This is a genomic window from Solimonas soli DSM 21787, from assembly GCF_000474945.1.
Lineage (GTDB): Bacteria > Pseudomonadota > Gammaproteobacteria > Nevskiales > Nevskiaceae > Solimonas > Solimonas soli.
In genome coordinates this window covers 25053-45934 of the sequence record NZ_AXDW01000010.1, presented here as the reverse complement: position 1 = coordinate 45934, position 20882 = coordinate 25053, and the positions used below count along the sequence as shown (strand labels likewise).

15 protein-coding genes are annotated in these 20882 nt (G+C 67.1%); 2 read left to right on the top strand and 13 right to left on the bottom strand.

The genetic code is table 11. From position 1 onward, the window contains the following. Positions 1 to 173 precede the first annotated feature (173 nt). The 4 genes from prpF to prpB form a co-directional block, all read right to left on the bottom strand. Complete coding sequence (gene prpF, locus K344_RS0106115; protein WP_028079926.1) at positions 174 to 1373, bottom strand: 2-methylaconitate cis-trans isomerase PrpF; 1200 nt, start codon at positions 1371 to 1373, stop codon at positions 174 to 176. Between the two features lie 93 nt (positions 1374 to 1466). Continuing rightward, complete coding sequence (gene acnD, locus K344_RS0106110) at positions 1467 to 4079, bottom strand: Fe/S-dependent 2-methylisocitrate dehydratase AcnD (protein ID WP_028079925.1); 2613 nt, start codon at positions 4077 to 4079, stop codon at positions 1467 to 1469. Between the two features lie 115 nt (positions 4080 to 4194). Continuing rightward, the gene (prpC, locus tag K344_RS0106105) at positions 4195 to 5358 is read right to left on the bottom strand and encodes a bifunctional 2-methylcitrate synthase/citrate synthase (RefSeq protein ID WP_028079924.1); all 1164 of its coding nucleotides are present in this window, start codon (positions 5356 to 5358) and stop codon (positions 4195 to 4197) included. Between the two features lie 43 nt (positions 5359 to 5401). Then, positions 5402 to 6286: a methylisocitrate lyase gene (gene prpB, locus K344_RS0106100; protein WP_028079923.1), complete on the bottom strand. Its 885-nt coding sequence runs from the start codon at positions 6284 to 6286 to the stop codon at positions 5402 to 5404. Positions 6287 to 6519: 233 nt separating this feature from the next. Between prpB and prpR the strand changes: the two genes are divergently transcribed. Then, the gene (prpR, locus tag K344_RS0106095) at positions 6520 to 8130 is read left to right on the top strand and encodes a propionate catabolism operon regulatory protein PrpR (RefSeq protein WP_436278827.1); all 1611 of its coding nucleotides are present in this window, start codon (positions 6520 to 6522) and stop codon (positions 8128 to 8130) included. A 227-nt stretch (positions 8131 to 8357) separates the two neighbouring features. Here the strand turns inward: prpR and K344_RS0106090 are convergent, their stop codons facing one another. The 6 genes from K344_RS0106090 to K344_RS0106065 form a co-directional block, all read right to left on the bottom strand. Then, on the bottom strand, positions 8358 to 9317 hold the full coding sequence (locus K344_RS0106090; RefSeq protein ID WP_028079921.1) for a beta-ketoacyl-ACP synthase III: 960 nt from the start codon (positions 9315 to 9317) through the stop codon (positions 8358 to 8360). A gap of 125 nt (positions 9318 to 9442) precedes the next feature. Continuing rightward, entirely contained in the window at positions 9443 to 12529 is a 3087-nt protein-coding gene (locus K344_RS0106085) for an efflux RND transporter permease subunit (protein ID WP_028079920.1), read from the bottom strand. A 25-nt stretch (positions 12530 to 12554) separates the two neighbouring features. Continuing rightward, positions 12555 to 13793 (bottom strand): efflux RND transporter periplasmic adaptor subunit, encoded by a 1239-nt coding sequence (locus K344_RS0106080; protein ID WP_043113931.1) that lies wholly within the window; start codon positions 13791 to 13793, stop codon positions 12555 to 12557. Positions 13794 to 13843: 50 nt separating this feature from the next. Next, the gene (locus K344_RS0106075; RefSeq protein WP_028079918.1) at positions 13844 to 15349 is read right to left on the bottom strand and encodes an efflux transporter outer membrane subunit; all 1506 of its coding nucleotides are present in this window, start codon (positions 15347 to 15349) and stop codon (positions 13844 to 13846) included. Continuing rightward, entirely contained in the window at positions 15333 to 16055 is a 723-nt protein-coding gene (locus K344_RS0106070; RefSeq protein ID WP_028079917.1) for a TetR/AcrR family transcriptional regulator, read from the bottom strand. Before K344_RS0106070 ends, K344_RS0106075 begins: the two co-directional genes overlap by 17 nt. Before the next feature lie 121 nt (positions 16056 to 16176). Further along, positions 16177 to 17439, bottom strand: coding sequence for an RsmB/NOP family class I SAM-dependent RNA methyltransferase (locus tag K344_RS0106065; protein WP_051361944.1), 1263 nt, complete (start codon positions 17437 to 17439; stop codon positions 16177 to 16179). A gap of 464 nt (positions 17440 to 17903) precedes the next feature. Between K344_RS0106065 and K344_RS24280 the strand changes: the two genes are divergently transcribed. Then, complete coding sequence (locus tag K344_RS24280; RefSeq protein WP_028079915.1) at positions 17904 to 18590, top strand: response regulator; 687 nt, start codon at positions 17904 to 17906, stop codon at positions 18588 to 18590. Positions 18591 to 18594: 4 nt separating this feature from the next. Here the strand turns inward: K344_RS24280 and K344_RS0106055 are convergent, their stop codons facing one another. The 3 genes from K344_RS0106055 to K344_RS0106045 form a co-directional block, all read right to left on the bottom strand. After that, positions 18595 to 18963, bottom strand: coding sequence for a DUF423 domain-containing protein (locus K344_RS0106055; protein WP_028079914.1), 369 nt, complete (start codon positions 18961 to 18963; stop codon positions 18595 to 18597). Between the two features lie 16 nt (positions 18964 to 18979). Then, positions 18980 to 20152: a saccharopine dehydrogenase family protein gene (locus K344_RS0106050; RefSeq protein WP_028079913.1), complete on the bottom strand. Its 1173-nt coding sequence runs from the start codon at positions 20150 to 20152 to the stop codon at positions 18980 to 18982. 92 nt (positions 20153 to 20244) lie between these two features. Next, on the bottom strand, positions 20245 to 20856 hold the full coding sequence (locus K344_RS0106045) for a DUF2845 domain-containing protein (protein WP_051361943.1): 612 nt from the start codon (positions 20854 to 20856) through the stop codon (positions 20245 to 20247). Between the last annotated feature and the right edge of the window lie 26 nt (positions 20857 to 20882).

Here is a 20882-nt window from a genome sequence, read left to right as displayed (position 1 = left end):
CGCGGCGATGATGCAATCCGGACGGAACATCGAAGCCCGGCCACGACACGCCGCCGGCACCGCCGTTTCGACTGCGCGGCGCGGCTCTGAGCCTCCCCGCGCAACGACGAAGCCCGGACGGCTCACGCCGTCCGGGCTTCGTCTTGACCGCGCAATCGCGGGCCGGCGCCGCTTCAGAACGAATCGCCCGGCACGCGCACCCAGCCTTCCATCAGCACGCGCGCGCTGCGCGACATCATCGCCTTCTTGACGACCCACTGGCCCCCATTGGGCGATGGCTCGAAGGCCGCCGCCGCGCCGACGCGCAAGGTGCCGGACGGGTGGCCGAAACGCACCGCTTCGCGCTCGCCGCCGCCGGCCGCGAGATTGACCAGCGTGCCGGGAATCGCCGCGGCGGTGCCGATGGCGACGGCCGCGGTGCCCATCATCGCGTGGTGCAGCTTGCCCATCGACAGCGCGCGCACGTTGAGGTCGATGTCGCCGGCCTTGATCTGCTTGCCGCTCGACGACACGTAGTCCTTCGGCGGCGCGACGAACGCGACTTTCGGCGTGTGCTGGCGCTTGGCCGCTTCCGCGACGTCCTTGATCAGGCCCATGCGCAAGGCGCCGTAGGCGCGGATCGTCTCGAACTTCTCGAGCGCTTTCGGATCGCTGTTGATCGCCTCGCGCAGCTCGGTGCCGGTGTAGCCGATCTCGTCGGCATTGACGAAGATCGTCGGAATGCCGGCATTGATCATCGTTGCCTGAAGCCGACCGACGCCCGGCACTTCGAGATCGTCGACGAGCTTGCCGGTCGGAAACATCGAACCGCCCTCATCGCCTTCCTCGGCCGGATCGAGGAATTCGATCTGCACTTCGGCGGCCGGGAAGGTCACGCCGTCGAGTTCGAAGTCGCCCGTTTCCTGCACCTGGCCATTGCTGATCGGCACGTGCGCGATGATGGTCTTGTTGATCTGCGTCTGCCAGATGCGCACGACACAGTGGCCGTTCTGGGGGATGCGCGACGCGTCGACGAGGCCGTTGTTGATGGCGAACGAGCCGACCGCGGCGGTAAGATTGCCGCAGTTGCCGGACCAGTCGACGAAAGCCTTGTCGATCGACACCTGGCCGAAGCGGTAGTCGACGTCGTGATCCGGCTTCGCGCTCTTCGACAGGATCACCGTCTTCGACGTGCTCGACGTGGCGCCGCCCATGCCGTCGATCTGCGCGCCGTATGGATCGGGCGAGCCGATCACGCGCAGCAGGAACCTGTCGCGCGCCTCGCCCGGCTCACGGCAGCGCTCCGGCAGGTCGTCGAGCTTGAAGAACACGCCTTTCGACGTGCCGCCGCGCATGTAGGTGGCCGGGACTTTGATCTGCGGTACGTGGGTCATGGGGATCGGTGCAGCGTCTGGTTTGCAGTTTGAGGGCGCCCTGCGCGAGAAGCCGCGCATGGACGAGGTCCAGTGGCCGGATTCCGGCCTCGATCACGCCGCCTTGTTCGACTCCAGGAAGTCCTGCGCGAAGCGCTGCAGCACGCCGCCCGCCTGGTAGATCGACACTTCCTCGTCGGAATCGAGACGGCAGGTCACCGGCACTTCGACCGTCTCGCCGCTCTTGCGATGGATCACCAGCCTCAGCGTCGTGCGCGGCGCGAGCTTGCCGACCACATCGAAGGTCTCCGTGCCGTCGATGCCCAGCGTCAGGCGCGTCGTACCCGGCTTGAACTCGAGCGGCAGGCAGCCCATGCCGATCAGGTTCGTGCGATGGATGCGCTCGAAGCCTTCGGCGACGATCGCCTCGACGCCGGCGAGGCGCACGCCCTTGGCCGCCCAGTCACGCGACGAACCCTGGCCGTAGTCGGCACCGGCGATGATGATCAGCGGCTGCTTGCGCTCCATGTAGGTCTCGATCGCTTCCCACATGCGCACGACCTTTCCTTCCGGCTCGACGCGCGCGAGAGAACCCCGCCTCACCGTGCCGTCGGCGTTGCGCACCATTTCGTTCATCAGCGTCGGATTGGCGAAGGTCGCGCGCAGCGCGGTGAGGTGATCGCCGCGATGCGTCGCGTAGGAGTTGTAGTCCTCCTCGGGCAGGCCCATCTTCGCCAGATATTCGCCGGCCGCGCTGTCCGGCAGGATCGCGTTGGACGGCGAGAGATGGTCCGTGGTGATGTTGTCCGGCAGCACGGCGAGCGGACGCAGGCCCTTGAGCGTGCGCTCGCCGGCCAGCGCGCCTTCCCAGTACGGCGGACGGCGGATGTAGGTGCTCTGCGGACGCCAGTTGTACAGCGGGCTGATCTTCTTGCCCTCGACGACCTTGAACGTGAACATCGGGTCGTAGACCTTGCGGAACATCTCCGGCTTGACGCTGCTGGCGATGACGGCCTTGATCTCCTCGTCGCTCGGCCAGATGTCCTTGAGGCGGATCTCCTTGCCGTCCTTGTCGACGCCGAGCACGTCCTTCTCGATGTCGAAGCGCACGGTGCCGGCGATCGCGTAGGCGACCACCAGCGGCGGCGAGGCGAGGAAGGCCTGCTTGGCGTATGGATGGATGCGGCCGTCGAAGTTGCGGTTGCCGGACAGCACCGCGGTCGCGTACAGATCGCGGTCGATGATCTCCTGCTGGATCTTCGGATCGAGCGCGCCGGACATGCCGTTGCAGGTCGTGCAGGCGAAGGCGACGATGCCGAAGCCGAGCGCTTCGAGATCGTCGAGCAGGCCCGCCTCCTTCAGGTACAGCTCGACGGTCTTCGAGCCCGGCGCCAGCGAGGTCTTCACCCAGGGCTTGCGCACGAGGCCTTTCTGCACCGCGTTGCGCGCGAGCAGGCCGGCGGCGATGACGTTGGCCGGGTTCGAGGTGTTGGTGCAGCTGGTGATCGCGGCGATGATCACGGCGCCGTCCGGCATCAGGCCCTCGGCCTCCTGCTTCTGCGCCTTGTCGAGATCGACGGCGATGCCGCGCTCGTGCAGCGCGCTGACCGGCAGGCGCCTGTGCGGGTTGGACGGACCGGCCATGTTGCGCACCACGGTCGACAGATCGAACTTCAGGGTGCGCTCGTACTGCGCCGTCTTCAGGTCGTCGGCCCACAGGCCGGCGGTCCTCGCGTAGGTCTCGACCAGCTTCACCTGCGCGGCGTCGCGGCCGGTCAGCGTCAGATAGTCGAGCGTGTTCTGGTCGATGAAGAACATCGCCGCCGTCGCGCCGTATTCGGGCGCCATGTTGGAGATCGTCGCGCGGTCGCCGAGCGTCAGCGCCGCGGCGCCTTCGCCGCGGAATTCGAGATAGGCGCCGACCACCTTCTCCTTGCGCAGGAATTCGGTCAGCGCCAGCACGACGTCGGTCGCCGTGATGCCCGGCTGCGGCTTGCCGCTGAGTTCGACGCCGACGATGTCCGGCAGGCGCATCCACGAGGCGCGGCCGAGCATGACGTTCTCGGCTTCGAGGCCGCCGACGCCGATGGCGATGACGCCGAGCGCATCGACATGCGGCGTGTGCGAGTCGGTGCCGACGCAGGTGTCCGGGAAGGCGACGCCGTCCTGCGTGTAGATCACCGGGCTCATCCGCTCCAGGTTGATCTGGTGCATGATGCCGTTGCCCGGCGGGATGACGTCGATGTTCTCGAACGCTTCCTTGGTCCAGTTGATGAAGTGGAAGCGGTCGTCGTTGCGACGATCCTCGATCGCACGGTTCCGGGCGAACGCATCCTTCTCGAAGCCGGCGTGTTCGACCGCCAGCGAGTGGTCGACGATCAGCTGCACCGGCACCACCGGATTGACCTTCGCCGGATCGCCGCCCATGTCGGCGATCGCGTCGCGCAGGCCGGCGAGATCGACCAGCGCGGTCTGGCCGAGGATGTCATGGCATACCACGCGCACCGGGAACCACGGGAAATCGAGATCGCGCCTGCGCTCGATCAGCTGGCCGAGATAGGCGTTCAGCTTCTCGGGCTCGGCCTTGCGCACGAGGTTTTCGGCGTGCACGCGCGCGGTGTACGGCAGCGTGGCCCAGGCGCCGGGCTTGATGCTGTCCACGGCCTCACGCGCGTCGAAATAATCGAGCTTCGTGCCGGGAAGTGTCTTGCGGTATTTGGAGTTCATGACGGCTCTTCAAAAAGATGAACCACAGATTCCACAGATCTACACAGATCAAAAAGATAGAGATCTTTTCTGTGTCATCTGCGAAATCCGTGGTTGATTGCCTTTGCTCGGGCTTTTACTTGCGGTCCTTGAGCGGAACGAACTTGAGATCTTCCGGGCCGACGTAATTCGCCGAAGGACGGATGATCTTGCCGTCGATGCGCTGCTCGATGATGTGCGCGCTCCAGCCCGAAGTGCGGGCGATGACGAACAGCGGCGTGAACATGTCGGTCGGCACGCCCATCACGTGGTAGCTGACCGCGCTGAACCAGTCGAGGTTCGGGAACATCTTCTTGATGTCCCACATCACCGTTTCGAGACGCTCGGCGATGTCGAACATCTTCATCGAGCCGGCTTCCTTCGACAGCTTGCGCGCAACTTCCTTGATGACCTTGTTGCGCGGATCGGCGATGGTGTAGACCGGGTGGCCGAAACCGATCACCACTTCCTTCTTCTCGACGCGCGCCTTGATGTCGGCTTCCGCTTCGTCCGGCGTGTCGTAGCGCTTCTGGATCTCGAAGGCGACTTCGTTGGCGCCGCCGTGCTTCGGGCCACGCAGCGCGCCGATGCCGCCGGCGATCGCCGAGTACATGTCCGAGCCGGTGCCGGCGATGACGCGGCAGGTGAAGGTCGAGGCGTTGAATTCGTGCTCGGCGTACAGCACCAGCGAGGTGTGCATGGCCTTGACCCAGGACTCGCTCGGCTTCTTGCCATGCAGCAGGTGCAGGAAGTGGCCGCCGATCGAGTCGTCATCGGTCTCGACCTCGATGCGCTTGCCGTTGTAGGCGAAGTGGTACCAGTACAGCAGCATCGAGCCGAGCGAGGCCATCAGCTTGTCGGCGATGTCGCGCGCGCCCGGATGGTTGTGGTCGTCCTTCTCCGGCTTCACGCAGCCGAGCACCGAGACGCCGGTGCGCATGACGTCCATCGGATGCGAGGACGGCGGCAGCTGTTCGAGCGCCGTCTTCACGGCGGCCGGCAAGCCGCGCAGCGACTTCAGCTTGGCCTTGTACGCCGCCAGCTCGGCGATCGTCGGCAGCTTGCCGTGCACGAGCAGATGGGCGATTTCCTCGAACTCGCACTGCGCGGCGACGTCGAGGATGTCGTAGCCGCGGTAATGCAGGTCGTTGCCGGAACGGCCGACCGTGCACAGCGCGGTGTTGCCGGCGGCAGTGCCGGACAGCGCGACGGATTTCTTGGGCTTGAAGGCGCCGGCCGGCGCCGCGGTGGTTTCGCTCATCTGCTTCTCCTGGGAATCGTCGACGTAGGCGTATGGCGTGGACTTACTTCTTCTTCGACGCGAACAGCGCGTCGAGCTTGTTCTCGAAGGCGTGATAACCGATGCGGTCGTACAGTTCGGCGCGCGTCTGCATCAGCTCGAGCACGTCCTTCTGGTGCCCGTTGGTGCGGATCGAGGTGTAGACGGCTTCGGCGGCCTTGTTCGCCGCGCGGAACGCGGACAGCGGATAGAGCTGGATGCCGACGCCGACCGAGGCCAGCTCCTCGCGCGTGAACAGCGGCGTCGCGCCGAACTCGGTGATGTTGGCGAGCACCGGCACTTTCAGCGCGTCGACAAACTTCTTGTACGTCGGCAGATCGTAGGCGGCCTCGGCGAAGATCGCGTCGGCGCCGGCCTCGACGCAGGCGATCGCGCGTTCGATCGCGGCATCGACGCCTTCGGCCTGGATCGCGTCGGTGCGCGCGATCAGGAAGAAGTCCGGATCGGTCTTGGCATCGGCGGCGGCCTTCACGCGGTCGACCATCTCGCCCTGCGTGACGATTTCCTTGCCCGGCCGATGGCCACAGCGCTTGGCGCCGACCTGGTCCTCGATGTGGCAGGCGGCGGCGCCGGCCTTGATCAGCGACTTGATGGTGCGCTCGATGTTGAACGCGGAGGGCCCGAAGCCGGTGTCGATGTCGACCAGCAGCGGCAGGTCGCAGACGTCGGTGATGCGCCGCGTGTCGGTCAGCACATCGTCCATGGTGTTGATGCCGAGATCCGGCAGGCCCAGCGAACCGGCCGCAACACCACCACCCGACAGATAGATCGCCTTGAAGCCGGCGCGCTTGGCGAGCAGGGCATGGTTGGCGTTGATCGCGCCGATCACCTGCAAGGGCTTTTCGGCGGCAAGGGCGGCGCGAAAGCGCGCACCGGCGGAAGACGTCATGAGCGACTCCTCTGGGGCGGCGGCGCATCGCGCCGGCGCGGTATGGGACAGGCGCCTTTCGCAGTCAAGGCTTGTGCCAACTCGGCCAGAGGGCGGGGTCGTCCTTATATTATTGATTTTAATTAGCTAATTCGCCGGCGACGATCATCGCTTGTTGCATCGCGGCGTCCTGGCGCGGCATCGAAACGTTTCGTGAAACACTCGAAACGACGATTTGAAACATAATGCGCGGCATGCAGAATCCGGATACTCCGCTGCCGACGATCTGGACCGTCAGCGTCACGCGCCTCTCCAGCCTGATGCGCGACCTGACGCCGGAGTTCGACGGCCGCGCGCATATCGACACGATCAACCTCGGCTTCGAGGAAGCGGTGACGCTGATCCGCGAGCGCCTGCGCAGCGAGGACTGCGACGTGGTGCTGTCGGCCGGCAGCAACGGCGCCTATCTGCGCAACCGCATCGACAAGCCGGTCGTGCTGATCGAGCCCGACGGCTTCGATCTCATGCAGGCGCTGGCGCGCGCGCGCCGCCATTCCAGCCGCATCGGCTTCATCAGCTATGGCGAGGACCTGCCCGCCTTCGCCGCGTTCAAGCAGCAGTTCGGGCTCGACGTCGAGCACCGCCGCTACGGCAACACCGAGGAGGCGCGCGACATCGTCGCCGAACTGGTCTCGCTGGGCTGCGGCGCCATCGTCGGCACCGGCTTCGTCGTCGAGATGGCGGAGAAGGCCGGCGTCGCCGGCATCCTCATGTATTCCGCCGATTCGGTGCGCAAGACCTTCGAGCAGGCCATCGACCTCGCGCGCATGCTCAACACCGCGCGCAGCGGACCCGCGCGCGGCGCCAAGCCGGCGCTGGCCGCGGACGCCAAGTTCAGCCTGCGGCGTCTGATCGGCAACAGCGAGGCGATGGTCGATCTGCGCGATCAGGTGCGCCTGTACGGCGCGTCCGATCGCACGGTGTTGATCAGCGGCGAGACCGGCACCGGCAAGGAGCTGGTCGCGCAGGCGCTGCACGGCGCCAGCCCGCGCCGCGCCGCGCCGTTCGTCGCGGTGAACTGCGGCGCGATCGCCGAATCGCTGCTCGAGTCGGAACTGTTCGGCTACACCGAGGGCGCGTTCACTGGCTCGCGGCGCGGCGGCCGCGTCGGCCTGATCGAGGCTGCGAACGGCGGCACACTGTTCCTCGACGAGATCGGCGAGATGCCGCTGCCGCTGCAGACGCGCCTGCTGCGCGTGCTCGAGGAGCGCGAGGTGCTGCGCGTCGGCAGCACGCGGCCGACGCCGATCGACGTGCGCGTGATCGCCGCCACGCATGTGCAGCTCGACGAACGCGCCGCCGACGGTCGCTTCCGCCGCGACCTCTACTACCGCCTCAATGTGCTGCGCATCGCCCTCGCGCCGCTGCGCCAGCACGCCGACGACATTCCGCTGCTGCTGATGAACTTCCTGCGCGCCGCCGGCGCCGGCGCGATGACGCTCGACGGCCCCGCGCAGAAACTGCTGCTGCAACACCGCTGGCCCGGCAACGTGCGCGAACTGCGCAACCTCGCCGAACGCATCGCCGTGCTCGCGCACGCCGAGTCGCCGCTGTCGGCGCTGACGCGCCCGCTGCTGCTGCGCTGCGCGCCGGAATTCGGCTTCGGCGCGCCGCCCGAAGCGCACCAGCCGATTGCAGCAGCGATCGCCCCGCCCAAAGCGCAACGCGGCGCCCTCGATGCCACCGCGATCGAACGCGCGCTGCGCGAACACGACGGCGACCGTCAGCGCACCGCCGACGCGCTGGGCATCTCGCGCACGACGCTGTGGCGGCATTTGAAGGCGATGGAGAAGGCGCGACTCTGAGACGCCGACTTTTCCGCTCAGCGGAACATTCGATCGAACCGCGCCGTCGTCATGGCATGAGCGGCCAGCCGGGCGCTGCGGGCGCGCCGCATCGTCTAAACACTGTACTTCTCGGTCGGCCTTTGCTTTCGCCCTGCGGCGGCCTGGAGAAGGCGCACCCACTCGCCGCGCGAAGAAGTCGCCGCTGCAAGCAGGGCCTATCTCGTGCAGCAGACGAATTCGCGCTCTCAGAACACCAGCAGCGCAGAGCCCCAGGTCATGCCGCCGCCGACCGCTTCGAGCAGCACCTTGTGCCCGGCCCCGATGCGCCCGTCACGCACCGCGGTATCGAGCGCCAGCGGCACCGACGCGGCCGAGGTGTTGCCCTGCCGCTCGACCGTCGTGACGATGCGCTCGCGCGGCAGGCCGAGCTTGTCGGCGGTGGCCATGATGATGCGGATGTTGGCCTGGTGCGGCACCAGCCAATCGATGTCGGCGCCGCTCATGTTGTGGGCGGCCAGCGTCTCGCGGCAGACCTCGTCGAGCACGCGCACGGCGAACTTGAACACCGCGCCGCCGTCCATGTGCACGAAGGCGCGGCCGGTGATCTCGCCGTTGTGGACCGCGCCGTCGACGTTGAGGATGCCGCTCTGGCTGCCGTCGGCGTGCAGATGCGTCGACAGGATGCCCGGCGTTTCGCTGTGTTTGAGCACGACGGCGCCGGCGCCGTCGCCGAACAGTACGCAGGTACGGCGATCGCTCCAGTCGAGGAGACGGGAGAACACTTCGGCGCCGACCACGAGCGCGCACTTGCTCTGGCCGCTGGCGACGAACTTGTCGGCAACGGCGAGCGCGTAGACGAAGCCGGTGCAGACGGCCTGCACGTCCATCGCCGCACAGCCCTTGATGCCGAGCTTGTGCTGCAGCAGCGCGGCGGTCGACGGGAACATCATGTCCGGCGTGGTCGTGGCGACGACGATCAGGTCGATGTCGCTGGCCTCGATGCCGGCCATTTCCATCGCGCGACGCGAGGCGTGCAGCGCAAGGTCGGAGGTCTTCTCGTCGGGCGCCGCGACGTGGCGGCTGCGGATGCCGGTGCGCGAGAAGATCCACTCGTCGCTGGTTTCGATCCGCGCTTCCAGTTCCTGATTGCTCAGGGCCTGGGCAGGCAGATAGCTGCCGGTGCCGACGATACGGGAATAAGCCATTGCGTTCTCGCTGGGGGTATTGCGGCGGCCGTGCATTGCGGCCGGGCTGACATTTTAGCGCGGCGGAACGGCCAAAACGAAAACCCCGCGGCGGAGCGCGGGGTCACCCAACCCGCGCCCGATGCTTAGGGAACGCCGGCGGCCGGGCGGACGAGGTCGATGTTCTCATCGTCCGCGATTTCTGCCTTGCGATGCTCGGCGGCCAGCCACCTGTACATCGCCGGCACCACGAACAGGGTGAACAGCGTGCCGATCAGGATCCCGCTGAAAATCACCAGCCCCATGTGATTGCGACCGACGGCACCGGCACCGGAGGCGATCACTAGCGGCACCACGCCCAGCGCCATCGCCGCGGTGGTCATCAGGATCGGGCGCAGGCGGATCGCAGCGGCTTCTTCGATCGCCTGCAGTTTGCTGCGACCCTGCATCTGCAGTTCATTGGCGAACTCGACGATCAGGATTCCGTGCTTGGCGATCAGCCCGATCAGCGTCACCAGACCGACTTGCGTGTAAATATTCAGCGTCGCATGCAGCACGCCGAGGAACACGAAGATCATCGCACCGAAGATCGCCATTGGCACCGACATGATGACGATCAGTGGATCGATGAAACTTTCGAACTGCGCGGCCAGCGCCAGATAGATGATGATCAGCGCGAACGCCATGGTGACCAGGAACGCGCCGGACTCCTGGATGTACTGCCGCGATTCGCCCGCATAGTCGATGTTGTAGCCTTCCGGCAGGGTTTCGCTGGCGATCTCGCGCAGGGCCTGCAGCGCCTCGCCCTGCGTGCCGTTGAAGACGCCCTGGATGGTCGCGGCATTGAGCTGCTGGAAGTGCGGAATCGACTGCGGCACGGTCGCGGTCTTCAGGGTGATCACCGTCGACGCCGGCACCACGGTGCCGTTGCCGGCACGGATGTAGTAGTCCTTGAGTTGATCGACGTTGAGTCGGTGCTTCTGCTCGACCTGAGGAATCACGCGATACGAACGCCCCGCAATGCTGAAGTAATTGACGTAGCCACCGCCGAGCATCGCCCCCAGCGCCTGGCCAACGTCCTGCATGCTCAGGCCCATCAGCGCAACCTTGTCGCGATCGACGCTGACCACGGTCTGCGGTGCATCGAACTTGAGGCTGTTGTCGAGCACCCAGAACTTGCCGGTCGCCTGCGCCTTTTGCATCACCGCGTCGGAAACCTGATGGAGGTTCTCGAACGGCTGCGTGGTGGTGATCACGAATTGCACGGGCAAGCCGCCGTCCGAACCCGGCAGCGACGGCGGCAGGAATGCGAAGATGTTGGCGCCCGCAATCTTGCTGTATTCCTGCTGCAGCTCCGCCTGCATCTGCGTGGTGCTGGCGCTGCGTTCGCTCCAGGGCTTGGACAGAAACAGCGTGAGGCCCTGATTGAGCTCCGGTACGCCGTTGATCTGCACCAGTTGCTGGAAATCCGGACGCTTGGCGGCAATCTCATGGACCTGCCGGGAGTACAGATCCATCTGATCGACGCTGGCATCCGGTGCCGCCGTGGTCAGCGCCATCACGACGTTCTGGTCCTCCGCCGGCGCCAGCTCCTGCTGGGTCAGCTTCAGCATCAGCATGATCAGCACAATGACGATGAAGCCGAACACCACCACCGGCTTCCAGGCTTCGAGCATCGCACACAGCAGGCGCCGATACAGGCGTGTCACGCGCTCCATGTTGCGATCGATCAGCTTGACGAAGCGGCTGTCGTGATCGCCGATGCGCAGGAAGCGCGCGCACAGCATCGGCGACAGCGTCAGTGCGACCACCGCCGACACTGCGACGGCACCGGCCAGCGTGAACGCGAACTCCGAGAACAGCTTGCCGGTCAGTCCGCCCTGGAAGCCGATCGGCACGTAGACCGCGATCAGCACCACCGAGATGGCGACGATCGGGCCGGCCAGTTCACGCGCCGCCAGCAGCGCGGCCCGCGTCGCGCTCTTGCCTTCCTTCATGTGCCGGTCGACGTTCTCGACGATGATGATGGCGTCGTCGACCACCAGGCCGATCGCCAATACCAGCGCCAGCAAGGTCAGCAGGTTGATCGAGTAGCCGAGCACCAGCATCACGAAGAAGCCGCCGATCAGCGACAAGGGCATCGCGATCACCGGGATCAGCACCGAGCGCAGGCTGCCGAGGAACAGGAAGATCACCACGGTGACGATCAGCAGCGCTTCGATCAGCGTCTTGACCACCTCGTCGATGGCACTCTGCACATACTCGCTGGCGTCGTAGCCGATCTTGCCCTTCAGCGCCGCCGGCAGGCTGCGCTCGATCTCCGGCCACAGCTCGCGCACCCCTTTCATCACCGTCAGCACGTTGGCGTCCGGCGCGACGTCGATCGCGATGTAGACCGCGGTCTTGCCATTGTAGGCAACGGTACTGTCGTAATCCTGGGCGCCGAGCGTGACGTTGGCGACGTCCTGCAGCCGCACGATCGCGCCGTTGCCCTGCTTGATCGCCAGATTGCGGAACTCGTCGAGCGAATGCAGATCAGTGCCGGCGGTCATGTTGACGCTGATCATCTCGCCGCGCGTCTTGCCGATCGCCGACAGATAATTGTTGGCCGCCAGTGCGGAATAGACATCGGTGGCGGTAACACCCGTCGCCGCCAGTCGCACCGGATCGAGCCAGGCGCGCAGCGCAAACTGCCGGCCGCCGATCAGATCGGCCTTCTGCACCCCGGGCACCGTCTGCAGCTTGGGCTGCACGACGCGGATCAGATAGTCGGTGATCTGATTGCCGGCCAGCGTGTCGCTGGTGAACGCCATGTACATCGACGCCGTGGTTTCGCCAGTCGACAGGCTCAGCGCCGGCTGCTGGGCTTGCGCCGGCAGCTGGTTGAGCACCGAATTGACCTTGGTATTGATCTCGGCGAGCGCCTGATTCCCGTCGTAGTCGAGCCGCAGGCGCGCGGTGATCGTCGACACGCCGCTGGTGCTCGACGAGGTCATGTAGTCGATGCCCTGCGCCTGCGCCACCGCGGCTTCGAGCGGCGTGGTGATGAAACCAGCGACGACGTCGGGGCTGGCACCGTAATACAGCGTGCTGACGGTGACTGTCGCGGTCTGCGTCTCCGGATACTCGCGTACCGGCAGGCCGAACAGCGCGCGCAGGCCGAGCACCAGGATCGCCAAGCTGACGACACTCGCCAGCACCGGCTTGCGGATGAAGAGATCGGTGAAATTCATCGCGATGGGCTCCGCGGGAGCGTGCTCACTGATCGACCGGCTGCGGGGCCGGGTCGGAAGGCGGCTGTACCGTGTTGTTGATGACCACGGCAGCGCCGTTCTTCAACTTCAGCTGGCCGCTGGTGACGACTTCGTCGCCGGCCTTGAGGCCGTCGAGGATGGCGATCTGGCCGCCGCGCGTCGCGCCGACCTTGACGAACACCTGGTGCGCAACCAGCACATCAGCGTCGCCCGGCGGCGCGTCGGCCGCTTTCGAAGCTTCGGCCTTGGCGTTGAGCTTGGCGTTGGCGGCATCGATCGCCTCGTGCTCACGCAGGTCCGCCGGCTTGTTGTCGGCCAACTTGCCGGCGTCGCCACGCTTGATCACCACGAACACCGTCTCGCCATACGGGTTGTAGGTGATCGCTGTCTGCGGCAGCGTCAGATACTGCTGCGGCGAGCCCGACTCCAGCGCGACTGTCGCGAACATGCCCGGCAATAGTTGCCGCTGCGGGTTGCGCACGGTGGCCTGCACCCTGATGTTGCGGGTATCGGCATCGACGATCGGATCGACAGCGCTGATACTGCCTTCGAAGGACTCGCCCGCAAACGCGTCGACGGCGATGCGCAGCGGCGCGCCAACTTTCAGCGAGGCCAGCGCCTGCTGAGGCAGGCTGAAATCGACATAGATCGGATCGAGCTGCTGCAGCGGTACCACCGCATCGCCGGGATTCAGATACTGGCCGGGATTGACGGTGCTGATGCCGAGCCGTCCGGCGAACGGCGCGCGGATGGTTTTCTTGGCGACCAGCGCTTCCTGCTGCGCGAGCTGCGCTTCGGCGCCGGCCAGCGTTGCCTTGTCGCTGTCGAGCTGCGCCTGCGAGATCGCCTGCGCGTCAAACTGCTTGACACTGCGCGCATAGACCGTGCGTGCCAGATCGCGCGTCGCACGCAAGGCGTCGGCAGCGGCGATATCGGAATCGTCGACCAGCTGCAGCAACACATCGCCGGCCTTGACCTCGTCACCCGACCGGAACCGGATCTTGTCGACCAGGCCCGACACTTCGGTCGTCAGCATCACGCCGCGCACCGCGCGCAGACTGCCGACCGCGCTCAGCGTTGGCTGCCATTCGGTAGATTCGATGCGCTCGGTCGAGACCGTGAACTTCGGCTCGCCCTGGGCCTTGAAGCCCTGGATCATCTGGTAGATGCCGAAAGCCTTGAGTCCGCCAATGACGACGACCAGGACGATGACGATGAGTGCAAGGATGCCCCAGCGCTTCATGTGTATCCCCAAACCTTGTTGAAGGTGATGAACGGAAATCCGCGCGGCGCTTACGGCTGCGCCGAAGCCGTCGTGCTCTGCGCGTCGCGGTTCCACCAGCCGCCGCCGAGCGCCTGCAGCAGCGCGGCGGTGTCGCTGTAGCGCGCGGCCTGCGCGTTGATGAAATTGATCTTGGCCTGCTGGTGCTGCTGCTGCGCGTCGAGCACGTTCAGATAGCCGACCGCGCCGGCGCGATACGAGCGCTGCACGAGATCGAGGTTCTTCTCGGCGCTGGTCAGCGCCGCGTGGCGGGAGTGCAGCGCGTCGGCATCGTTGCTCAGCGCATGCAGGCTGTCGGCCACGTTGGCGAAGGCCTGTAGCACCGTCTGCTGGTAATTGGCGAGCGCCTCGTCGTATGCCGCGACCGCGGCGCGCTTGCGCGCGCGCAGTTCGCCGCCGTGGAGGATCGGCGCCGCCAGGCCGGCGGCGACCGACCAGACCTCGCTCGCCGACTTGAACAGATCGGCGTCACGGCCGGCCTGCGAGCCATAGCTGCCACTGATCGTCAGGCTCGGATACAGGTTCGCCGTGGCCACGCCGACGTTGGCCGACGCCGCGTGCAGCTGCGCTTCGGCGGCGCGGATGTCCGGGCGCTGCCGCGCGAGTTGCGACGGCAGTGACAGCGGCACGTCCTGCGGCAGCGTGATCTGCGCCAGATCGAGCGTCACCGCTTCCTGCTCGGACGGCAGGCGGCCGAGATAGATCGCCAGCTGGTTGCGCGTCTGCGCGAGCTGCTGGCGCAGCGCCGGAATCGTCGCGCGGATCGCTTCGAGCTGCGTGCGCGCCGCCAGCACGTCGGTCAGCGCCACGCCGCCGAGTTCGTACTGCTTCTCGGTGATGCGCTGCTGCTCTTCGAGCGCCTTGATGATGTCCTCGGTTGCCGTGACCTGCGCCTGCAGCGAGGCTTCCTGCACGGTCGCGGTGACGACGTTCGATGCCAGCGTCAGGTATGTGCCTTCGAGCTGGTACTGCTGGTACTCGGCCTGCGCGGCCTGCGCTTCGACCGAGCGGCGCACACCGCCGAACAGATCGAGCGTGTACGACACGTCGACCGACGCGCCGTAGACGTTGTAGAGATAGCCGCCGCTGGAACCCGGCGCCAGCGTCGCCGAATTGATCTTCTGCCGCGTCACCGAGGCATTGCCGTCGACGCGCGGGAAGTAGCTGCCGCTCGCCGCCTTGAAGTTTTCCTGCGCCTGACGCAGTGCCGCCTGCGCGGCGCTGACCGTCGGGCTGTGCGTGAACGCCTGATCGATGCGCTGCGAGATCAACTCGGAACCGTAGAGCTGCCACCACTGCGCCGGAATCGTCGCGCCGCTGCGCAGCGTCTGCGCCTCGCCGCCGGCGACGTCGGTGCTCACCGTCTGTTGCGGCAGCGCTTCGGCGGTGTAGCGATCGGTCTTCGTCGCCTCTGGTGTCTTGAAGTCGGGCCCGACGGCGCAACCCGTCGCCAGCACGGTCGCGGCGATGGCAAGGGCCGGGCGATTCCTGGCAAACCCCTTAACAGACGTATTCATGCAGGACCTCTTTGCAAATGCGTTCCGCCAGTGCATCGAAGGCGGCGTGGTTCATGGGATCGGCCAGCGGCTTCCAGCCCAGGCCGTTCAACAGCTCGCTGAGATGCCGCAGCATCAGGTGATACGGCTCGCGGACCTCGTGGTGCTCCAGCAATCCCTCGGTGTGCATGATCGAGTGCATGCCAAACGCCATCGCCCACGGCGCCAGGCACACCTCGTCCGGCCGCAGGCCGCGCAGATCGAGATCGCCCTTGCGCACCGCCTCGTCGATCAGTGCCAGCGTGAGCTGGCGCAGCGGCGCGTTCGCATCGAGACAGGCCTGGCGCCGCGACGCCGGCGCCGCGCCCCACACGACTTCGGTGAGTGCGAACTGGAACAGCCGGAAATGCCCGGGATTGCGGCGCGCGTACAGCATGTCGGCGACCGCGAAGCCAATCATGCGCTCGCGCGTGCTCGCCCGCCAGTCGTGGACGCGCTGGAACATGTCGACACGTTCCTGCGCCTCGTCGGTCGCCAGCGCCACCAGCAGATCTTCCTTCGAGACGAAATGCTGATACAGGGTGCCGACTGCGTAATCGCATTTCTCGGCGACCTTGCTCATCTGCAGATTGAGCAGGCCGTCCTGGCGAATCAGATCGCGCGCCGCCCCCAGGAAACGCTGTTCGCGCCCGGCGACCTCCCTTTGCCGTCTTTCCCGAATCCCCATGCTGCACCGCGATGAACAAGGTGCGCATATTGAATCAGATTCAAAATTTGATGAAGCGTTACGAGAGAACCCCCTTGGCGCAGGTAAGTCGTTTATACGTCAGCCTTCTGTCAGCAAGGCCTCAGCGCCGCCGCAGGCAGGCCGCGAAGAAACCGTCGGTGCCATGCCGCTGCGGCAGCAGACGCAGCCAGGGTTCGCCGCATGCGAGCGCCGGCAGCGCCAGGCGTTCGCCGGCCGGCTGCGGTTCGAAGTGCGGGTGCTCGCGCAGGAAGGCTTCCACCACCGCCTCGTTCTCCGCCGCCAGCACGCTGCAGGTCGAATACAGGAGACGTCCGCCAGGCTTCACGAGCGGCGCAGCCGCCTCGAGGATGCGGCGCTGCTGCGCCGCCAGCGTGTCGAGATCGAGCGGCCGCAGGCGCAGCTCCGGATTGCGGCGCCAGGTGCCGGTGCCGGAACATGGCGCGTCGACCAGCACCGCGTCGCAGCGTTCGCGGTATCGCGCGTGCCAGTCAGTGGCCGGCAGGGCCTGCGTTCGGATCTCGCGCAGGCCGGCGCGGCGCGCGCGCGGATCGAGGCGCGCCAGGCGCGCCGGCGCCACGTCGAGAGCCCAGAGTTCGCCGGCATTGCGCATCGCCGCGCCGAGCGCCAGGGTCTTGCCGCCGGCGCCGGCGCAGTAGTCGACCACGCATTCGCCGGCCCGCGCGGCGACCAGCGCCGCGAGCAGCTGGCTGCCTTCGTCCTGCGGCTCGATCCAGCCATCTTTCCAGGCGCGCGTGTTCTGCAGCGCGACGCGCCGTGCGAGGCGCAGGCCGGTCGTCGCGTGCGGCGTCGGCGCCGCCGCGATGCCCTCCGCGGCCAGTGCCGCGATGGCGTCGTCGCGCGTCGCCTTCAGCGTGTTGACGCGCAGATCGACCGGGGCTTCGCGATTCAAGGCCAGCGCCAGCGCGGCGGCCTCGGCTTCGCCGTACTGCGCGAGCCATGCCGCCCAAACGGGCGCCGGCACGTTGAGGCGCTCGGCGTCGGACAGACGCGTCGCGTCGCAAGCGGCGAGGCACTGCTGCGCTTCATCGGCCGTCGCGCCGGCGAGCGCGCGCAATGCGTCGACGCCGCTGATGCCGCGATCGAGCACATGAGCGGCGAGCAGCAGCCCTGCATCGGCGGCGCTGCCGCACATGCGCGCGAGCCGCATCGCGTCGCGCAGCACGCCGTACAGCAGGCCGCTCAGCTGCGCGCGATCGCGGCCGCCCATCTCGCGATGCTCGCGAAACCAGGCCTGCAGCGTGGCGTCGGCGACGCGCTGCTCGTGCCATACCGCATGCAGCACGGCGAGTGCCGCGCGCCAGTGCGCCGGCCGCAGGCCCGCGGTGCGGGAAGGCTCGCTCACGAGGCCTCCGGGGGCGGACATAAAATGACCGTTCGTCGGATCATCAACCACTACCTATTGTGTTGGGAATGTGGCAGTGCCACGATCAGTCGTGGTTGACCGACTGTGCGCCTGGGGGCACACGGGGTCGCCATATTTCTGGCTTGAAAGGAGATGTGCCATGGCTGCTGCCAAGAAAGCGAAGAAAGCTGCTCCAAAAAAAGCGAAGAAAAAGTAAGTTCAAGGCCCGCAACTTGAGCGCGGCGCCGCAAGGCTCCGCGCTCATTTTGTCTGGGGCGCACTGCGAACGGCGACGCCTCACCGCGTCGCCGTTCGCATTTGCGCAGCGCAAAAGTCGGCGGCGCGCACCACTCGTCCCCACGCAATGCCCGTCCGGCCGACATCGGCACGCGGCGTCGTGCACGCCGGCGAAGCGCGATGCTAGATTCGCGACCGTTCACCGTCTTGAGCCTCCGGGGGGATGCATGCAGAGAACCGCACTGGTCGTCGACGATTCCAAGTCGGCGCGTTTCGCCTTGCGCCGCTATCTCGAGAGCCGCTCGTTCAAGGTCGATACCGCCGACAGCGCCCAGCAGGCGTATCTGGCGCTCAAGCAGCAGCGTCCCGATCTGATCTTCCTCGATCACATCATGCCGGACGTCGACGGCTTCGAGGCGCTGCGCCAGCTCAAGCTTGACCCGGAGACGGCGACGATCCCGGTCATCATCTGCTCCTCGAACGAGGGCGACGCCTTCGTCGCCGAAGCGCGCGAACAGGGTGCCGTCGACGTGCTGCCGAAGCCGCCGACGCCCGCGCATCTGTTGCGCGTGCTCGAATCGGTCGAGCAGCAGAACAGCGCACAGGAGATCGAGAAGAGTCTCGCCGCCGCCGGACTCGATGAAGAACCGCCGGCCGCCGAGTCCGCCGTGACGGCGCCGGCCGCCGCCGAGCTCGTCGCCCTGCAGGACAGCATCCGCGAGCTGCAGCAGAAGCTGCCGCCCGCCGCGCAGGCGCAGCTGGCCGCACTCGAGGCGCGCGTCGAGGCGCTCGAGCAGAAGATCGATCGCGAACTGGTGGCACTGCGCGGTCAGCTGTCGCGCGATTTCGATGAAGCGATCGAACGCGTGCTCGGCCAGGTGTCGGACGCGCTGCGCAGCGCCATGCGGCGCTGAAGCGCTACGCGGAGCGCAGCGCGGCAACGAACAGCGCCAGCCAGCCGACGAGAAACAGCAGCCCGCCGAGCGGCGTGACCGCGCCGAGGCCGCGCACGCCGCTCAGGGCCAGCGCATAGAGGCTGCCCGAGAACAGCAGCACGCCGAGCGCGAAGCAGACGCCAGCCACCTGCAGCGCGGGGCTCTGCTGCGCGCGTAGCCACAGGCCGATCAGCAGCAGGGCGCCGGCGTGATAGAACTGGTACTCGACGGCGGTTTTCCACACCGCGAGCAGATCCGGCGACAGCCGCGCGCGCAGCGCATGCGCGCCGAACGCACCGAAGGCGACGCCGAGAAAACCGTACAGCGCACCGATCGACAGCCAGAGTCTCATGGGTCGGGCCTCGTGCTCATTCCAGGACGCGGAAACGGATGCCGCGGCGCTGCAGGCGCTCGATCAGCGCGTTGCCCATGGCCTGCACCGGCGTCACGCAGCCGGCCGTGCGCGGCAGCTTGTCGAACGCCAGCGACAGTGCCGACTCGGCGAGCATCTTCGCGGTCTCGCCGTAGCCGGGATCACCGCCGGCGACTTCGCAGCGCAGCGTCTTGCCGCCACCCTCGGCGATGAAGTGCACCTTGAACCAGCCCTTGGCGCGCTGCGCCTCGCTCGGTCCGTCGCCGGGGCCGCGGATCTTCAGCAGGCGCTCGCGCGTCGGCTTGAACTGCGCGGCGATCAGCACGGCGGCGGTGCCGCCGAGCAGCTGCGCGACCGAGCTCGCCTTCTTCAGCTGCAGGTAGTGGCCGTAGCGGAAATCCGGGCCGTAGCGATCGAGCGCGGCGGCGCTGCGCTGCACGATCTGCGGATCGATGACCGGCGCCGGCACCGCCCAGCCGCCGATCTCACGCACATAGCGCAGGCCGTGATGCAGGCCACCGACGCGGCGGTCGACCGGCCAGCCCTCGCGCGCGCGGCGCGCGCGCTTGACCTTGCCCGACAGGCCGAGCCGCGACAGCGCCAGCACCGCCGAATGCAGGGTGCCGCCGGAGAAGGTGCCGCCGACGCGCACGAAAGCCTGCACGCGCAGCGGCACGTCCTCCGGCATCTGCTGCATGGTGAACCAGCAGCCGAGATCGGCAGGCAGGCTGTCGAAGCCGCAGCAGTGCACGATGCGGGCGCCGTTGGTGCGCGCCGTATCGTGGTACTTCAGCCACATGCGGTCGACGAATTCGGGTTCGCCGGTCAGGTCGACGTAGTCGGTGCCGGCCGCCGCGCAGGCCGCCACCAGCGGCTCGCCGTGCACGATGTACGGGCCGACCGTAGTGACGACCACGCGCGCGCTTTCGGCCAGCGCCTGCAGCGAGGCGGGGTCGTCGACGTCGGCCTGCAGCAAATCGATGCCGCGGCAGCCGGCGTTGAGATCGACGAGGCGCGCGCGCACCTCCCCGAGCTTGTCCGGCGAGCGCCCGGCGAGCGCCCAGCGCAGCGTGTCGCCGCCGTTGCGGGCGAGATACTCGGCCGTCAGCCGGCCGGTGAAGCCCGTCGCCCCGAACAGCACGATGTCGTACCTGCGGCCCTTCGCCATGAGCACTCCCCCAACTTTTCGGACGTGTTCTTTTCGGACAATGACGTCGTGCGGCGATCTTACGGGCCGCGTGCGGCGCGCGATAGCGCGCTTCAGCGATCGTAGCCGCGCCCGCCGAATTCAACGTCGGTCACGCGGCCGTTGTCGATCTGCACGATGCGCAGGAAGCGGCTGGCGCCGAAGTTGTAGACCCATTCCTCGCGCAGCACCGTCTCCCAGCTGTTGTACGAGGCACGCGGATCGTAGACGCGATCGCGGCGGTCGACGGGCACCTGCACGACGTCGACGCTCTTGGTGGCCGGCTCGCCGCACTGCGCGACCAGCCGGTACTTGCTCATGCCGCGGACGATGCCGCTCTGCGTGCAGTCCCCCGGCCCGTCGTCCGCGAAGCCGTAGCCGTCGACGTCGATGCGCTGCAGCCGGCCGTTGCGGAAGCGCAGCACGCGCAGGAGCTGGCTGGAACCGAGGTTGTACGTCCATTCCTCGATGGCGCCGAGGTAGTTCGGGCCGTAGCCGGGCTGCGCCCAGACGTCGCGGTAGCTCGGCTCGCCGCAGGCGCCGAGCACCTCCGCCGCCGTCATGTCGATGCTGACCAGCCGCGAGCCGCAGCGCACGGTATCGATCGCCTGCGCCGGTGCCGCCCACAGGCACAGACCGGCGAGCAGGGCGCCGATCCGCAGCAAGCCGATGATGAAGTGCCTCATTCGATATTCTTCGCCCTGAACTCGAC

What these genes read in the sequence shown, in the direction of transcription:
- prpF (WP_028079926.1), bottom strand. Translation starts at nt 1,373, where the DNA reads ATGACCCACGTACCGCAGATCAAAGTCCCGGCCACCTACATGCGCGGC.
- acnD (WP_028079925.1), bottom strand. Translation starts at nt 4,079, where the DNA reads ATGAACTCCAAATACCGCAAGACACTTCCCGGCACGAAGCTCGATTAT.
- prpC (WP_028079924.1), bottom strand. Translation starts at nt 5,358, where the DNA reads ATGAGCGAAACCACCGCGGCGCCGGCCGGCGCCTTCAAGCCCAAGAAA.
- prpB (WP_028079923.1), bottom strand. Translation starts at nt 6,286, where the DNA reads ATGACGTCTTCCGCCGGTGCGCGCTTTCGCGCCGCCCTTGCCGCCGAA.
- prpR (WP_436278827.1), top strand. Translation starts at nt 6,520, where the DNA reads ATGCAGAATCCGGATACTCCGCTGCCGACGATCTGGACCGTCAGCGTC.
- K344_RS0106090 (WP_028079921.1), bottom strand. Translation starts at nt 9,317, where the DNA reads ATGGCTTATTCCCGTATCGTCGGCACCGGCAGCTATCTGCCTGCCCAG.
- K344_RS0106085 (WP_028079920.1), bottom strand. Translation starts at nt 12,529, where the DNA reads ATGAATTTCACCGATCTCTTCATCCGCAAGCCGGTGCTGGCGAGTGTC.
- K344_RS0106080 (WP_043113931.1), bottom strand. Translation starts at nt 13,793, where the DNA reads ATGAAGCGCTGGGGCATCCTTGCACTCATCGTCATCGTCCTGGTCGTC.
- K344_RS0106075 (WP_028079918.1), bottom strand. Translation starts at nt 15,349, where the DNA reads ATGAATACGTCTGTTAAGGGGTTTGCCAGGAATCGCCCGGCCCTTGCC.
- K344_RS0106070 (WP_028079917.1), bottom strand. Translation starts at nt 16,055, where the DNA reads ATGGGGATTCGGGAAAGACGGCAAAGGGAGGTCGCCGGGCGCGAACAG.
- K344_RS24280 (WP_028079915.1), top strand. Translation starts at nt 17,904, where the DNA reads ATGCAGAGAACCGCACTGGTCGTCGACGATTCCAAGTCGGCGCGTTTC.
- K344_RS0106055 (WP_028079914.1), bottom strand. Translation starts at nt 18,963, where the DNA reads ATGAGACTCTGGCTGTCGATCGGTGCGCTGTACGGTTTTCTCGGCGTC.
- K344_RS0106050 (WP_028079913.1), bottom strand. Translation starts at nt 20,152, where the DNA reads ATGGCGAAGGGCCGCAGGTACGACATCGTGCTGTTCGGGGCGACGGGC.
- K344_RS0106045 (WP_051361943.1), bottom strand. Translation starts at nt 20,856, where the DNA reads ATGAGGCACTTCATCATCGGCTTGCTGCGGATCGGCGCCCTGCTCGCC.